Origin of the sequence: Sulfurovum sp. UBA12169, from assembly GCA_002742845.1 — a bacterium.
In the GTDB taxonomy this organism is placed as follows: Bacteria; Campylobacterota; Campylobacteria; order Campylobacterales; family Sulfurovaceae; genus Sulfurovum.
In genome coordinates this window covers 734,976-750,158 of record DLUH01000005.1, presented here as the reverse complement: position 1 = coordinate 750,158, position 15,183 = coordinate 734,976, and the positions used below count along the sequence as shown (strand labels likewise).

22 protein-coding genes are annotated in these 15,183 nt (G+C 47.6%); all 22 read right to left on the bottom strand.

Features of this window, described 5'->3' with window-relative positions; translation table 11 throughout:
- Positions 1-11 precede the first annotated feature (11 nt).
- The 22 genes from CFH81_08870 to CFH81_08765 all read right to left on the bottom strand — a co-directional run bounded on the left by CFH81_08870 (position 12) and on the right by CFH81_08765 (position 15,173).
- Entirely contained in the window at positions 12-290 is a 279-nt protein-coding gene (locus CFH81_08870; GenBank protein DAB40297.1) for a hypothetical protein, read from the bottom strand.
- Entirely contained in the window at positions 287-820 is a 534-nt protein-coding gene (locus CFH81_08865; GenBank protein DAB40296.1) for a hypothetical protein, read from the bottom strand. The genes CFH81_08870 and CFH81_08865 overlap by 4 nt, the downstream gene beginning before the upstream one ends.
- Entirely contained in the window at positions 805-3,429 is a 2,625-nt protein-coding gene (locus tag CFH81_08860) for a hypothetical protein (protein ID DAB40295.1), read from the bottom strand. The genes CFH81_08865 and CFH81_08860 overlap by 16 nt, the downstream gene beginning before the upstream one ends.
- Before the next feature lies 1 nt (position 3,430).
- Entirely contained in the window at positions 3,431-3,670 is a 240-nt protein-coding gene (locus CFH81_08855; protein DAB40294.1) for a hypothetical protein, read from the bottom strand.
- Between the two features lie 13 nt (positions 3,671-3,683).
- Positions 3,684-4,229, bottom strand: coding sequence for a hypothetical protein (locus tag CFH81_08850; GenBank protein DAB40293.1), 546 nt, complete (start codon positions 4,227-4,229; stop codon positions 3,684-3,686).
- Between the two features lie 256 nt (positions 4,230-4,485).
- A complete protein-coding gene (locus tag CFH81_08845) occupies positions 4,486-4,764 on the bottom strand; it encodes a hypothetical protein (protein ID DAB40292.1) in 279 nt (92 codons plus the stop codon).
- Complete coding sequence (locus CFH81_08840) at positions 4,761-5,207, bottom strand: hypothetical protein (GenBank protein DAB40291.1); 447 nt, start codon at positions 5,205-5,207, stop codon at positions 4,761-4,763. The genes CFH81_08845 and CFH81_08840 overlap by 4 nt, the downstream gene beginning before the upstream one ends.
- A complete protein-coding gene (locus CFH81_08835; protein ID DAB40290.1) occupies positions 5,204-5,518 on the bottom strand; it encodes a hypothetical protein in 315 nt (104 codons plus the stop codon). Before CFH81_08835 ends, CFH81_08840 begins: the two co-directional genes overlap by 4 nt.
- A 16-nt stretch (positions 5,519-5,534) precedes the next feature.
- Positions 5,535-6,053, bottom strand: coding sequence for a hypothetical protein (locus CFH81_08830; protein DAB40289.1), 519 nt, complete (start codon positions 6,051-6,053; stop codon positions 5,535-5,537).
- A 12-nt stretch (positions 6,054-6,065) separates the two neighbouring features.
- Complete coding sequence (locus tag CFH81_08825) at positions 6,066-6,806, bottom strand: hypothetical protein (protein ID DAB40288.1); 741 nt, start codon at positions 6,804-6,806, stop codon at positions 6,066-6,068.
- Positions 6,803-7,552 carry a hypothetical protein gene (locus CFH81_08820; GenBank protein ID DAB40287.1) on the bottom strand — a complete coding sequence of 250 codons (750 nt, stop codon included), beginning with the start codon at positions 7,550-7,552 and terminating at the stop codon, positions 6,803-6,805. Before CFH81_08820 ends, CFH81_08825 begins: the two co-directional genes overlap by 4 nt.
- Before the next feature lie 21 nt (positions 7,553-7,573).
- Positions 7,574-8,032 carry a hypothetical protein gene (locus CFH81_08815; GenBank protein DAB40286.1) on the bottom strand — a complete coding sequence of 153 codons (459 nt, stop codon included), beginning with the start codon at positions 8,030-8,032 and terminating at the stop codon, positions 7,574-7,576.
- A gap of 1 nt (position 8,033) precedes the next feature.
- Positions 8,034-8,348: a hypothetical protein gene (locus CFH81_08810; protein ID DAB40285.1), complete on the bottom strand. Its 315-nt coding sequence runs from the start codon at positions 8,346-8,348 to the stop codon at positions 8,034-8,036.
- 80 nt (positions 8,349-8,428) lie between these two features.
- The gene (locus tag CFH81_08805; protein DAB40284.1) at positions 8,429-10,111 is read right to left on the bottom strand and encodes a hypothetical protein; all 1,683 of its coding nucleotides are present in this window, start codon (positions 10,109-10,111) and stop codon (positions 8,429-8,431) included.
- 2 nt (positions 10,112-10,113) lie between these two features.
- A complete protein-coding gene (locus CFH81_08800) occupies positions 10,114-10,713 on the bottom strand; it encodes a hypothetical protein (GenBank protein DAB40283.1) in 600 nt (199 codons plus the stop codon).
- Positions 10,714-10,725: 12 nt separating this feature from the next.
- Positions 10,726-11,340 carry a hypothetical protein gene (locus CFH81_08795; GenBank protein ID DAB40282.1) on the bottom strand — a complete coding sequence of 205 codons (615 nt, stop codon included), beginning with the start codon at positions 11,338-11,340 and terminating at the stop codon, positions 10,726-10,728.
- A gap of 109 nt (positions 11,341-11,449) precedes the next feature.
- Positions 11,450-12,016 carry a hypothetical protein gene (locus tag CFH81_08790; protein DAB40281.1) on the bottom strand — a complete coding sequence of 189 codons (567 nt, stop codon included), beginning with the start codon at positions 12,014-12,016 and terminating at the stop codon, positions 11,450-11,452.
- 11 nt (positions 12,017-12,027) lie between these two features.
- Complete coding sequence (locus tag CFH81_08785) at positions 12,028-13,179, bottom strand: hypothetical protein (GenBank protein ID DAB40280.1); 1,152 nt, start codon at positions 13,177-13,179, stop codon at positions 12,028-12,030.
- Between the two features lie 28 nt (positions 13,180-13,207).
- Positions 13,208-13,402: a hypothetical protein gene (locus CFH81_08780; protein ID DAB40279.1), complete on the bottom strand. Its 195-nt coding sequence runs from the start codon at positions 13,400-13,402 to the stop codon at positions 13,208-13,210.
- Positions 13,399-14,061, bottom strand: coding sequence for a hypothetical protein (locus CFH81_08775; GenBank protein ID DAB40278.1), 663 nt, complete (start codon positions 14,059-14,061; stop codon positions 13,399-13,401). Before CFH81_08775 ends, CFH81_08780 begins: the two co-directional genes overlap by 4 nt.
- Before the next feature lie 72 nt (positions 14,062-14,133).
- Positions 14,134-14,565 (bottom strand): hypothetical protein, encoded by a 432-nt coding sequence (locus tag CFH81_08770; GenBank protein DAB40277.1) that lies wholly within the window; start codon positions 14,563-14,565, stop codon positions 14,134-14,136.
- On the bottom strand, positions 14,562-15,173 hold the full coding sequence (locus CFH81_08765; GenBank protein DAB40276.1) for a hypothetical protein: 612 nt from the start codon (positions 15,171-15,173) through the stop codon (positions 14,562-14,564). The genes CFH81_08770 and CFH81_08765 overlap by 4 nt, the downstream gene beginning before the upstream one ends.
- Between the last annotated feature and the right edge of the window lie 10 nt (positions 15,174-15,183).

Here is a 15,183-nt window from a genome sequence, read left to right as displayed (position 1 = left end):
TTGTTTTCCTTTCAAACGAATCCTGCCAAAAGGCCTGCACTAAACAAGCCCACCATACCGCCTAGCAATGTGGCAAAGAAATCAAAAAAATTAATTTCCGTCTTCTTTACATACTTGTCGTACACCTCTTTCCCGAATGCGAAAAACAACATAGCGAAAAACGCAATGTAGTCCTCAAAAACCAAGAACAACACGGCAACGATCCCAAACCCTGCAACAAAATGCAAGATTTTATCTTGCCCTTTTGTTATGCCTATTTTTCCCATTAAAGTGTATATTTTTTCTATCATAACCCCACCTCCGCTTTAAGTTCTGCCAGCACTTGCCATTTTCTGGCAAGTGCTGCGGCTGTATAGGCAGACTGTTGATCCCGAAGAGATAGGATCTTGTCTGCTGCCTGCTCTATTGTTATATTATCCTCTTGAGCAAGTGCATCCAAAAAAGGTGTTGCTACTGCTGTATTCGCTTTGATAGCTTCTGCTTCTGCTACTTGAATGCCCCAAGTGCTCACTTCTTCTTGTGTATATTTTTCCGAAATTACTACACACTCTTTGACAAATTGCTCGTTTGCTATATCGTACATTCGCTTCACCTGTAGTGACTCTCTAACCGCTTCCGCAAATTCCTCTTTTAATATCTCTGTTGCTTCGATCAGCGGATTTTGATATACTATCAACGCCGCGAAGTCCGCTTCTGTACCACACTCTACAGACACATACGGCACATCAAAACGATGTATCTTGCATTTCTCATTTTTCTCTAAAAACTCATGTGTCGTAAACTCATCAGCGAACGGCACATATCTCACATACTTAAACATAGTTGGCTCCTTTTGGATAGTTTTGTTAGAATCCCGTCTTCAATCAACAGCTTCCTGTAGTAGCGCAAAGTAGCGGTGCCGCTAGCATGCCATACCAAAGAAGCCATTGACTCAATTTGCGATCTTTTCATCGCTTTTCTAAATTTATACATACTGTGCTTTCGCACAAACTTCACACTTTTCCACGTTCTGTACCCCACAAAGTTGATACCCCGCTTGATCTTGCTAATCATCCAGTGCGAATACTCCATCTTCAGCACCCTGCCAAGAAAGGACTCTACCCCATCCTTGATCTGCACTGCCCTCTCACGGCTCACACCAATCACCACCATATCATCCACATACCTGACATATGACTTAGCTTTCAGCTCACGCTTAATGAAGTGATCCACAGGGTTCATATATATCAACGCATAAAGCTGGCTGAGAAGGTTTCCTATAGGTATCCCTTTTGGCGTACCCATGTCCGTGAACTGCATCATCACATCCACGAAGCGCGCATCTTTGATCTTCTTCTCAAAAAACCCTCTAAGCACCTCCCTGTCTATACAGTAGAAGAACTTCTTCACATCCAGCTTCACATAGTACAGATCGCCGTCATACTTTCGCATCTCTTTTTGCGTGTACGCACTAGCAGCATGAGTGCCTTTGCCTTTCCTGCACGCATACGAATGATCGATGAACGTCCTGTCAAATATCGGGTAGATCGTTCTATATATCGCATGCTGTACCACAAGGTCACGAAAGTGAGGCGCATAAATGATACGCTCTTTAGGTTCATACACCTTGAAAGTAATATACGGCTTTGGCGCATAGGTACCGGCTTTAAGTTCTTGATGTAAAGCGTATATCTCTGCGCCAAGGTTCTTCTCAAAAGCAAGCGTCGCCTTCTTTTTTCTTTTCCCTTTTCTTGCATCTATGAACGCAGCATGCAGATTTTCTATACTGAAAGAAGCCTCATAAAGGTTTCCTGTTCTTTTTGTGGCTCCGGTCTGATTTTCAACATCGTTACTCAAAAGACCGACTTCGCCGTTGATTTCGCTAATAGCAGGACAATATACCCCTATATTTCCAGTTTCAACCATTGTTGCTTCAGGTTTGGAGATACAGTCGCGCACCCCAACATTGTTGTTGGAATTCGTACGGTTGTTGTTCAAATTGAACGTCCCGGGGCCGGCATTGGAAGTGTAGTCCCAACTACCGCCGGCCATCGGCACACAATCGTGCCGGAGATGCGAGTAGATACCATCGTTACCGTACTCGGTTGTGCCTCCCGCAGACTGTCCAAGTAGTCTAGGTATGCCAAGAGAAGCTCTCTTGTAGGCGTTGGTATTTCTGTCCGTGTTGAAGTCGAACACCTGCTCCGTGCCATTACCAAGTTTCTTCCACTGGTCCTTTGTAGACGGGTTGATCAGATCTGACAAATCCACCTGATCGTACAAACTCATATCAAACGCACCAGTCCCCGCTGTAGTGCTATCATCTTGCATTGCGGTAATATCTACAGATTCTTTCAATATGTAGAAAGTTTTGCCCGTATAGATGCCATTCGTAGCAAGGATGTCCCTTGCCAGCGCAACATCTATCGTAAAATTGTCAGCATCCACGACGGAAGCAACCGTATACACTACAGTGTCAAACGTTGACCCCACCGCAGGAGTGCCGCCGAATGCTATCTTGTCCCCTACTGCATACCCGTGTGCAGTCAGTGCTATGGCGGTTGTGCCGCTTATTCCAGTGGCACCCGTTCTGGCGCGGTATGTCATCCCGCTACAGGCTGTCCATATATTGCCGTTCAGGTCAGCAACGCCGTTTTGCTGACCGTTGTGCGTTGTCTTTGGGTAAGGCACGCCTGAACCCGTTAGAGCGCAGTTCGGATAAGTTGCATTACCAGCGCTTGTAAACGTTACGCTTGTATCATTGTAGTCTTTTAGCGCATTGTTGTTGTTACCTTTGGGATGCTTCGGAAGCACATCTACAAAGGCACAAACTGCAGTAGATGTTGAAGCTTCTCCGTGTGCCTTGGCAAGTCTTGCCAGCATCGTAAAGTGCCACATGGGAGTGGCAAAAGCACTAGCATCGCAACTCTTTGCTGCTTTATATATACCGCCCAGATTGTTTGCCGGAGCAGTGCTAAGCGCATTTATTGGATTGTTTGCTGTGCCGGTACTTAGCGGCGCGTATCCTTTTCTCGCACTTAATTTCCCGCTATTATTGCTTCCGTGAGTTATAAATATAAAAACACCGTCAAGCTCTACCCCGCCGTTTATAAAACTTCTGTCAAGAACATAACCGTCCTGTGGATAATCACTTAAAGTGGCTATATTGCCAACATATTTATAGTAGTGTTTTGGAATGTGACACAACGTAGAACCGCTTGCCGTGTGCAAGTATAGCCCTCTATTTGGCGATTCGTCCACATCGTGACCATCATACGGTACTGCTCCGATCGCTTCGTACTTTTCTTTCCTCGCAGGAGCAACGCCGAAGCCTATAGTTCCAGGTACGCCTATACCGTAATATACAGTTCGCTGTTCAAGTGCCTCTAGCTTCGCGTCAATCTCCGCCTTGCTGTATCTCACTCTCAGATCAAATCCGCCTTGTCTCATATCACACCTCCAAGCTTAATATTGCCGTACTGCCCACCGCGCGCACGAAATACTGCTCACTCGCGTCGATCAGGTACGGCACATAGCTGACCATTCGCGCGCCGTTCACACCCGCAAGGTCGCCGGCCGATGCGGCCTGGCCGTAAAATGCTCTTCCGTCGCTGTTGAGCGAAAACGCCGTTGCACCCAGCGGGATCGCTACCCATCCTTGCGTTTCAGTCACTATAAGATCTTGTGTCATTTCTTCTCCTTTTTTAGATTTTTACTCGGTTTTGGAACCAGCCGAAGATAAAAGCTTCGTCTTTTTCTCTTCGTTCTGCCAGAGATACGTACTTTGCGCCCTGCAAGCTGTTGAGAAGCAGGAGCAATACCGTCTCGCCTGCTATCCCGCGATGCGCGAAATAGGCCCGAAGCGCGACAAGCGTTTTTTGCCCCAGGTCGCCGTCCACGATCAGATCGTCGTATTTTCTGCCCTGCATATTGAGCACATTCAGCGCTCTTTGCAGAAACTTCGCGGCAGTTTGCGGCCCCATATTGACCGACGTATCCGCCAGCTCCTCGGCAAGCGCAGGGGATAGCGCTTCGACCAGAGAAAGGTTGAGCTTGTCCCAGTACTTTTTCGCGTAGATTTCAAACGCAAGCTCACGCGGCAGATCTCTCATGTTCTTTGCATATCCATACGCGTATGCCGTTGCTTTAGTGATGCCGTATTTCGTCTCGCCGCCGCTGTCCTTTGGGTCATTCACATAGCCGCCCTCGATGTCGATGATGCTATTGATGATCTTTTCTTTGATGCTCATTGGCAAACCTTTCGTTATATTCTCTTATTTGTCCGTTCAAAAACTCATTAGCTTTAAGCAGCTCTTTTTTCTCTTCTCTAAGCTTCTGAAGCTCTTCGACCAGCGTCTTAAACTCTTTCTCCTCCAGCACGACATTTCTACTCATTTTTGCACCTCATAATGTAATGCAAACGGCACATCTTCCGTAACATTCAGCTCATAAAGTTGCAGCTTCGGACACGGCAGATACACATAGTGCGTCTTTGGCGTGCCGCAGCTAACGAATCCAAATGATATGATGACCAACAGAACTATTGATCTCATCGTGTACCTCCTTTTTTTGATCTTGCAGCGTCTCTTTTTTCGCTTGCTGTTTCGCTTCAAACACCGCTTTTTCTTTGTCATGCTTGCCTAGATCGATGATGAGCTCTTTGGCTTCGATCTCTTTTTTTGCCTCTTCAAGCTCACCCATGGGCTTGTAATGCCAAAAGTACAGAAACGCTGTTGCGCCCAAAATAACTGCCGCGTAAAGATAAACCCTGAACTGATACATCATTTCTCACCCCCGCTCAGCGCGATGAGTTTGTCGCGGATGAATTTGCCTATCGCGGCCACCGCGTCGATCTCAGGAAGCTCTTCTTTGGTACGCATGGAGTAGATATTGCCGATGATGCTGTACACTTCGCTCAGCACCAGGATGTTGATCCCCACAAAGAGTATATCCTCAGCGTCATGCTTGATGATCTTCGCCCCGATAGCCAGCACGATAGGTATGAAGAGCAGCACCATTTTCGAGGCGATGCCGTACTTCATCTTGTTTGACGTGATGCTTTGCCCCAGCACTCCCGCTTTGCCCACGCCCGTCAGGTAGTCGATGAAAAGAAGCGCGGCAAACAGCGTAAACGCTTCTTTATTTAGCCCCAGGTACGTCAAAAACATTGCAAAGCCTGCGAGCAGCGTGTTGTAGATGATCATCCATGTAGTATATGCCTCGCTCACAGTTTTGCCCTCCCAAACTCATCCTGCCAGGCATGAAGGCAGTGGTATTGGTCGCGAAATATCCAGTTAACAAGAACCACAAGCCATCGGATATTTTTCTCGTACGCCATCGCGGAGATCGTCTTGTTTTCAGAGTTGAAAAGCATCGCACCCCCCGCGCGGTCAATATGCAGCGCGATATTGTACGCATAACCAGTCATCGAAAAACGATGTCGAAGTTTAAATTCTTTCCTCAGATGTATCACCGTGCCCGCCACAAAAACGGGCACGAACAGCATTAGCGCCGTCAATAAAAGTAAAAAGTCCCTCATCCCTCATCTCCCTGTTTTAATTCACAAAAAACCTATTGCGCTCTGCTACAAACCATACAGCAAAATCGCTAAATTCAGCAGGCGTGACCGGCATAGTAGTGCCATTCTCAAATTTCACAACGGTACTTGTTACCCCCAGCTCAAACGCTTTGCCCACCTGCATTAGGCCGTTGGCATCATCCGAAGTAAAAGAGATTTGGTACACCGTGTTATTGAGCGTGTACGGTGCACCTGCAAGCATGGCTTCTTTCCTTGCTTTTTGAGCTTTTCTCTTATCGGCAGCCTCTATCTCTTCGAGGCTTATACCAAGCACTTCTTTCGTGCGTGTGACCGTTTTTGAAGCTTCGTCTATTGCGATGATCTCCCCGCCAAGTTTTTGGTATTCGGTAGTAACCGGAGTTTCTTCCATGAGCTTATACAGCCCGGCATCAAGGTACTCTTGATCTTGTGCCAATTTCCCAAAAGAGATATTTTTATAACTCCCCCCCGGCCTTACTATTTTTGTTATGTTTCCGTCTTTTATTTCTGCGTACATTTATTTCTCCTTTTACGCCGGATTGAGTACGATTGAAAAACTTACCGATGCATTATCTGCCGAGCCGGTACCTGAAAAACTAAACGACGCAGGGTCTACGGCGTCATATTCACTGCATCTTTTATAACCGCCGGCGCAGGCTACGCCGATATAACTCGCAGCCTCACCAAGACCAGAAATGAACTTTTCAAGATCACCAGAAGAAAATACCCCTCCGACCATGCCTGCGCATCCCTCTGCGCCGAAAGCAGCTACAACTGCTCCTTTTGTTATAGGCTCACACACGGGAGGATTAGGGTGCGCGCCGTCTATATGCGTAGCAGCCATATAAAAACCATAAAGATCTCTTATAGGAAGCAAAGGATCTACACCTCGCCACACCTGCACGATCACGGCGTTTCCTGTATATGAGTCTGCGTTTGTCGGGATGCTTATACTCGTATCTGGTATTGCTGCCATAATCTTATACGAAAGTTTAAGAGTTGTTTTATTTGCATCTGTAGCCGTCACAGACGCTAGCGTGGTAAAATCGACAGGGTAATATGACGTAAGAGTGTATGCAGATTGCCCGGACACTGCATTCGCTACGATTACTATATCGCCCTCAGAGGGCTCCGAGTTTATGCCCCCAGACAAATCCGTCAGAGGTATAGACAGACCGGCGGCGCCCACACTTCCTGCGGTAAATACTTTGCCGCCGACATAAACAAGCTTATCCTTCTTTGCTGTCATCATTTTTTTAGCTATCATCATGCGACGACCGCCTTGATATTCTGCTCTGTTACGCTAAGCGTGAAAATTCCGTCTTTATCACATGTCACCAAAAGTCTGTCTGTCCCGGCAGAAGTATAGATTGGGGCTTCACCGTTGCCAAATAGCATACCTACAGGATGCGTCACGGTGTAGCTTCCCCAGTTTACGGCATCTATGATAAACGCAGAAACCTGCCCGGCAGGAAAACCGCTAAAAGCGATCGCCATATTGCCCGTAACTGTCAGCTGCTGCATATCCCCGTTCGCATAATCAAACGTATGCGTTCCGGCAGAAACACTTGCGTCGATGATCTGCCTTACGGCACTCTTATTGATAGTCTTCAAGTTGCAGTCAAGCGCGCCGCCCAATTTAGGAGCAAGATCAAGCTCGAGCACCGTTCCTCCGGTACCCAAAGTTTCCAATACCCCTGCCCAATGCAGCGCACTGTACTCGTCCGAATCAACAGAACTAAACGTCCCGTCCCCGTTGCTGCTATATATCTTCACCAAAACGCCCGAAAGCTCATTGGCGTAGCTGTCCGCCGTAAGCATCTTCGCCTGCGCTTCCCACACGCGCAGCTGCGCTTCACTGCTAGCCTCCGTGGCTTCATCAGCCGCCGCTATTATCTCGTCCTTGCTGTCCACAATGCCCAAAAGCGCACTTAGGCTAGGCATCAACTCCGTCAGCCACCCATAAACGCTGTTCAGCTTCGCCGCAAACCCGTTTTCTTTATCACATGTGCTCATCTTTGCCTCTTTTTTATTCTATTAGGGATTACCTATCGCTGTATCTATTTCACAGACGCGCATATCTTCTTCGCCTGATTCGTATGCAGCATACCGGCACCCAAGACGCTGGTCTTCCTGGTTTACATTCGGATATCCGCATACGCTCATATCTATCATGCGCACAGCGTTGGCCGCTGCTTCTTCGATGCGGCCCTCATAATTTTGTATCGCGTTGCGCGGATAGATAGGGCCTGTAAGGTCGATTTCCTGTACGCTTTCACCCTCATACACCCAAAACGGTAGCGTTTTCCCGCCTGCAAACACGGCAGCATAACACTCGTCTTGCGCCGTTTCTTCAAGTTCGGCCTGCGCGATGCCGCCCGCACCTGCCGTCAACGTCACGATATCGCAACCTATCGGATGCAGATACCGGCTTCTTTTTTCTACAGTCAAGGTGTCGCCTTCTGCCAAAGGCGTTGCAAGCGCCACAGTCCGCATTCTAGTTCCATGCCCTGTTCATATCAGATTCAAACTTTTCCTGTCTGCGCTCTTCGCGTGCTACTCGTGCTTCTTCGCGGCGTTCTTGCCTTTCTCTCCATTTAGATTCGTCTCTTGCGCCCATGATGCCGCCTACGGCGCCCAGCAGAGACGATATCCCCTGCAGGCCGCCAATATCTGACAATATTCCGGAGGTGTTTTCTTCTGTTTGAGCTCCCACATTCGGCTGCACCGTTTGCGCCCCCATCAAAGAGCTTCCTGCAAGATCTTTGAATAAAAGCTCCGGTGTAAATGTTCCATAGTTTGTCATTGGCATATCTCTGTCCTTTTTTTAAAGTCATATGGTCCTAAGTATAGAAAAGAAAACTGCAGAAAAAAAAGGGGGGGAAGTTTAGATCACAGGTAAATGGGTTCGTAACGGTACAGCAAAGAATAAAATTCATCGTACTGGCTGTACGCATCAGAGTAGATGTACCGCATCGCATCATCTTGCATCTGTGCGATGCTTTTTTCGTCATTCTTTTCTTTCGCTTCTTTTTCGAGACGCTCTTGCAGCCCTACCGCATCGTACAAATGCACGATTTTCATCACCATATTTATGTTTTGCACGGCAAACTTGAACATTTCCATGCCGCTCAACGAGGAAAAGTCCGTGCTGTAGAGTCCGTACCCGAAACTGATGATAGCAACAGCCAGCGCAAGCTCAGGAGTCAATACCCCCATATATCCCATCACGGTGGTAGTCACGAGCAGCACTTTGAGCCACATCGGGTTGTTTGAGAGTACCGTCAGTACGATTGCTACGACCAGCAGCACAAAACTCAGCAGCTTCTCAAAAAACGATTTGTCCTTCGCTTTGGCATCCGTACCCAAAAACGCAGAAACAAACCAAAATATCTTCCACCCCGCAAGCGAAAGCACTTCCTTCTTGACATACACGGTTGCACCGATGCTGACATCCAAAACGCAATACTCATGGAAATTCTTCACATGCTTGCGTATCTCGTCAAACTCTTCGGCTTCCCACCACGGAGAGCTAGGATCAGGCTCATAGGTTTGCGTGTCCATATTGTATACATACTGTATCTCTACATCTTTCTTGAAAAACTCAAACCAGATATACTTGATCTCGCCTGGGTCGCTGATGTTTTCGCTGAGGGTATCGGCGACGCCGAGATGCTCAAGCAGCTCGATATCCTCGCCCTTCCTGCCGTCATCGTTTTCTAGCGTCTCGATCGTCTCGTTTAGCGTCTCTATGCGCTTGTCAAGATAGTCAAATAGCTGACCAAGCCCTATCACGACAGAAAACGGCGGCGGAAGTGTGTATTCTTCATGTTCAGGCAGGCGCAGCTTCGCGATCATCCCGCCATAGTATTCCAGTTCGCTCCATATCGCAGCAAACCTATCTTCCTGGTTTGCTGCAAATGCAGGGTTTGCCGTATCTTCTATGCCGTAACTGCTAAGCACGTTGTCATGTGTCGTGCCGCCTTTCAGCCCGCCGTCATAATGCCCGTACGGCGTTGCCGTATTGTCATACAGATACACCCCGCAGGTATCATCGGCTTCTTCGAGCGGCTCAAGGATGCTCGCACTGGTATCACTGTTTCCGGTGGTATGGAAGTATGACACTCGTCTTCCGTCTCCCCCGTCCGTTTCTATGCTCAAAGAAATACGAAGCCCCGTCACATTGACGACAGGGGTATAAAACAACGAAGAGGTATCGCTCTGTTCTGCAAGCACAGAGAAAAAACTGTGTTTCAGCGCTCCGGCGACATGCCATGTTCCAGCTATATTGACAGAAAGATTCTCCTGAAGCATACTCTTAAATGTTTCCGCTCGGTCAAGCTCTTCCCACGCATCATCCAGCGTTGTCGTGATCGCACGCATTCCTTTAGTGTAGTCGTACGTCCCCACCACGTCAATTCCGCCGATGCTTTTTGCGCCCATATGCCTTGTGTACAGTCTGGCAAATTTTTTGCCCCATCTGTTTTTAGCCAGACGGTCTGCCAAAAAGTTTGCGCGCATGTTTTCGCCAAGATCAAGCGAACCGTCATACGTGTTGAGCCGGATCGCCGCCATCGTTACACGTCTAGCCCGTTAGGGGTAGTAGCATTAGCATTATACGTCACCGTGGTAACAGTTTCCGGCAGGGTTCTGTCCACTGTTATATCGATTTTGCCCGCAGAGAGAAATTCAGAGCAAAGCTTGATTGCATCCGCCATCCATTCCGGTGTCGGGACGTCGTTTTGCGCTAGCATGTAGGAGTTTTCTGAGAGCGTCTTGGCCAGTTTATAGATTTGATCTTTAAAAAACCCTGCTTTCTGCTCATCGACCAGGCCGTCTTTCGTATCTTCACCCAGACCTGCTTCAGCCGATGCATTACCAAAGCCGTAATTCTTTTTGATGTCTGCAAGCACGCGAAGCTTTTCAAAAGCCGCTTTTTCTATTTCATGCTCTAGCAGCTTGATCTTGCTTGCAGCGTCAAATGCCATCTGCAGCGCAGGAATGCTGAAATTTTGCAGATACCCTGAAAGAAGTTTCTTTTTCTCTTCACTGGAGATTTCTACATTATCCATTGCTTTTTCGATGCTCTCTTTGGCATCTTTATAGATGCTGTTTTCGCGAAGCTCATCAGAGATTGTCTCTACGTCAGCCATAAACATACTCACATCATACGCCATATTGCACTCCTGTTATACTTTATTGTACGGGCTTCTCACCCTTTTGCTCTGCACATTCGCGCGAGTGATACCCTTGATCTTCTCCAGGCGTCGCTCAAACAGCTGCAGCGCTTCGGCGCTCTTTTGCATATGATTGTTGGCTATGGGATTTTGATACAAAAGATGCAGCACATAGTACTCTATCACCAGCTTGTATCCGTTTGGGAGGTCGAGAGTATCGCTCTTGTCATTTATGTTCTCATAGTTGTTGTAATATAGCTCTACTGTATCAGAAGCACGGATAGATTCCTCAGGAAAGAGATGCAGCGTACGGTTGTCATACGCTATGCCGGTGCTGAAGTTGTCAGAGATCGCGCGATGTTCAAGGCTTTCTATCTCTTTGATGATTTTTCCGTTGAAGGAAGCATACACAGGGCGCAGAAAATCATCCGGAAGCGCATACCTTCCCACACCGTCCTTGCACGGTATCACCCAGGTACGTACAGACCATAGCAGCCCTTCGCTCAACTCATCGAGCGCGGCATTAACCGCATCGATGATCTGCATATCGCTGAAACGGTATTTTGCCGCGTCCGTATCGCCTATCTTGGTTCGGATGGAAAGGGTCAGCATACTTACGTCTATCATGTGTCTCCTTTTGGGTATATCTTTGCCATGGCATCAAAACACTCGCAACGCGAGGAAGACACTTGATACCATGAGAAAAACATCCAAACGCTATGGCGGAAGCCATAGCTTATTTTTCAAGAAAAGGAAGCAAAAGCGCGACAAGGTCGTTTCTCGTCTTTTTGCCTGTCTTGATGCCGTACGATCGGCACGCCGCCCTGATCATCTCATCACTCACCGTGGTAACGTCCATGATGTTCTCTTTCGTGATTTCAGCTACATCTTCTTCAAAGAAGGTTTCTCCTTCAGGTTGGTCTCCCATGATCATCTCATCACTCACCGTGGTAACGTCCATGATGTTCTCTTTCGTGATTTCAGCTGCATCTTCTTCAAAGAAGGTTTCTCCTTCAGGTTGGTCTCCCATGATCATCTCATCACTCACCGTGGTAACGTCCATGATGTTCTCTTTCGTGATTTCAGCTGCATCTGAGTTGAAGAACGGCTTACCTGTTGCCGGCCGGAAAAGACGATGTTTTCGCCTCAACAGCATCATGGCAGACAGCATAGGAAGGAAAATGATATCCCCTTCTTCGAGCGTGACGGACGGCTCAAACCGCGCATATTTTACTTCCCTTACAACGTAGGGGAAACCCCCCACATATTCAACAGCAAGCATACCTGGAGTATAGACTGCCATCATCTCTCCTTTTATACGACTGCCGCGATAACTGCTTGCACGCCATAATCCTCATCATGCCATGCAAGCGCCTGCTCTTCTGCTGTTTTACCTTGAGGCCGGAATTTTTCAAATCCCCAGAACTGGTCAACATACACTTTCAGTTTTCTGCCGCTGTCGATGGTTGTGCCGTCTTCACCGTAGTCCGGAACCGCCTGGAACGGTTCCATCCCTGCGCCTGCGCCCAAAAGGAGGTTCACTTCTGTCGCCACGCCCGTACCTGCATACTGGCTAAACCCGCCGATCGTCTGGCCGTTGATATCCGTCCAGTCTGCAGTGTCAGATCTTACGATACCTGGGTCTTCTTCATTCCATGTTCCCTTGTCTACGATCACCATTTTGTTATCGTACAGCCCGATGCCTCCGGCAAAAGGCAATTTCTCTTTATCCGCATCGGAAAGCTCTTTGACCTTCTCAAGATACAACGGGTCTTGCCCAAGTGCTTCGATCGAAGCAGTCCCCAGAAGCATCACAAAAACCTCTACTTCAGTGGTTTGCCCCTTGACCTGCCCCATCTCAACACGGTACGGTTTCATTTTTGGGTGTCTTTTATCCGCAGCGTCTGTATATCCGTTTTTGGCTCTGCTGTACGCCGCATCAAGATGGGCCGCGCCGAAGGTATCGCCGGGTGCCAGATCAGCAGGATTTTCAGAGACTGTTCCGTCTGCCTGAACTACGGTGATTTTTGTACAGTCGCGTGACAGTTTGGAGAAAATTTCGCAATCAGTAAGCCATTTTCTCCACTCAGCCAATCCATTCTTCGCGTCTCGTCTAAATGTCTGCCAGCTTGATCGTGACAAAAGTTTTTTGTTTTGAGAGATGTCGCTTTCCGCGATGACATTCCCGCGAACATCCATGAACATACGCTTGATCTTGCCTTCTGTATTATCAAGTGACGTATTGCCTCTTACGCCGAGCGTTCTCAGAGGCGCGACCATACTCATCGTTACGATCGTGCTCTTTCCGTCTTCGAGCTGTGTTTTGATGATCGAGTTATCATCTGTTCCTCTCAACGAAGAAAAAGCAGAAGCTCTCGTTGCTGCGACCATCACCTCTTTTGCGTGTCCTACCAATACCTTCGGGTCTTTTTCCGCGAAGGCGCTTGCCGTAATCAATGCTGACATTATATTATCCTTTACTCTTTGTTTTTATCTATTTTAGCCCTATCTTTTCAAGATAGCCGGCATCCTCTATCATCTCAAGTTCCGCTTTTCTTTCTTTGGCGAAGTCTTGTACCTCTTTGAGCCTTTTTTTGTCTTTTGCGATCCCTATGGCACGTCTCAGTACGTCAAGATCCCTTTCAAGTGCCCATCTTTTCTCTTCTGTTCTAGTTGTGTTATCCATCATGCAAGTCCTATCGAAGCCAGGTACTCATTGTCATCCTGCCCTTCCGTTCCGCCGTCCACATCTCCTGTCTCTCCGGCTGCAAAACTCAAGTCGGTAGGCAGGCGCATAGGATCCTCTTCTTTTTCTTTGCCGGTATCTCCTTTTGCGGCTCCTCCAAGCCTTTCTTTCGCAAGCTTCAAGAATTCCATACTGTCTCCGCCGGAAGCTTCCATGAGCGTTTGCTTTTCTTTCGGGCTCAGTCCGCTCTCAAGCAAGTCGATCAGCCCTTCAAAATCCAAGTCAGGATTTTCTTCCAAAAACTGCGCCTCGATCTCAAGCTGTTCTACAAGCGCCGTATTTTTATGCAGCTGCTCTTCAAACGCTTCAAGATCTTCTCTTTTTTCTTCGATCTTATCCGAGATATACTCCTGCTCATATTTTTTGATGATCTCATAGATCTTCAGCGGATCGCCGCCGAGCTCTATCGCATCCATATCCTCTTCGGAGACGATGGACTTTATATTCTTCTTAAAGTCTTCTTCTCTGGAAGCCCGAAACGACTCAAAGTCATTTTTCATCACCTCATATCTGGCTTGATCTTTATTCACCTGCATTTTTGAACGATCAAGATCTTCTCTGGTCACCGGTTTACGCATGCCTTTTTTTTCTGGCATTGGCATTGTTGCTCCTTTTCAAGATATTCGTTTTGTAAGTATAGATATATTTTTTTGCAAAGAAAAAGGGGGGGAAGTTTAGATTGTGATCGGAAAACTTTCCTTGTACTCTGCAAGCAGCCGCTCAAAAAAAACAGAATACGAAATACCGTAGCCCTCTTTGATTTTGTTGACGATAGCAAGCGTAGAGGGGTGCATCATATATTTTCTTCGTGAAACTTTCTGATCACACAGCAATATCGTACTGTGTTTTCTAGGGCGGCCGCATAAAGTATAGCACCGCATGATATCCCATCCGATGAGCAGCCGGCGATCGATCATCTGTTCTATCACAGCGCTATGGCTTGTTTTTTTTCGTCTTGCAAGCCCGTGCAGATAAGCAAGATCGCTTTTAAGCATGTTAAATTCCGGCACATAGACGCGCTTGTGCTCATTGTCGTCCCTCCAAAACTTATGGTCGATATCCCTTAGGCATCTGGTTGCGCCCCATCTTTTTGCTTTTCGTATCATCTCAATCCCTCCTCAAGCATCGATCTCAGCTCTTCAGTGCTTTTTGTTTTTATCTCCTCTTCGCTGAGCGATTGGCTGTTAGGGTTTTGCAGCCCTATATTGGTTGTCTTGCCGTGCACCGCCTGATGCGTATCGATCAGCATCCTGTGAAACGTGGCGACATTGCCCATCGTTGTCGCTCTAAGGACGATAGTCTCTGCCCTCTCAAGGTTTTTAGCCATTTTCTCTCCCAGCGAATATTTGTTCAGCGTACGATACACCATCTGCCTGGCACCCTCTTGCGCCATATCCTCTATCACGTCCGCATTAAGCACAGCGCCATGCTCTTTTGTCAATGACTCTTTCAGGATGCCTTTGGCCTTATCCTCTACGCTCCCCAGCACTCCGATATCAACAAGCGACTCAAAAGCCTCATCCAAGGTAGCGTACCTGTTCTTTATCCAAGGTATGCCCGCTTTTTTATCCCGCTGCATCCAGGACTCCATCGTTTTTCTCTTTATCTGCGCATGCCCTATCGAGGTAAAATACTCCTCGACCTTAGCCGTAGAGAGATCATGCGTCTCATAGTACATCCTCACACGTATTTCCATATCGTCGCCTATTGCCATTGCCTTGCCT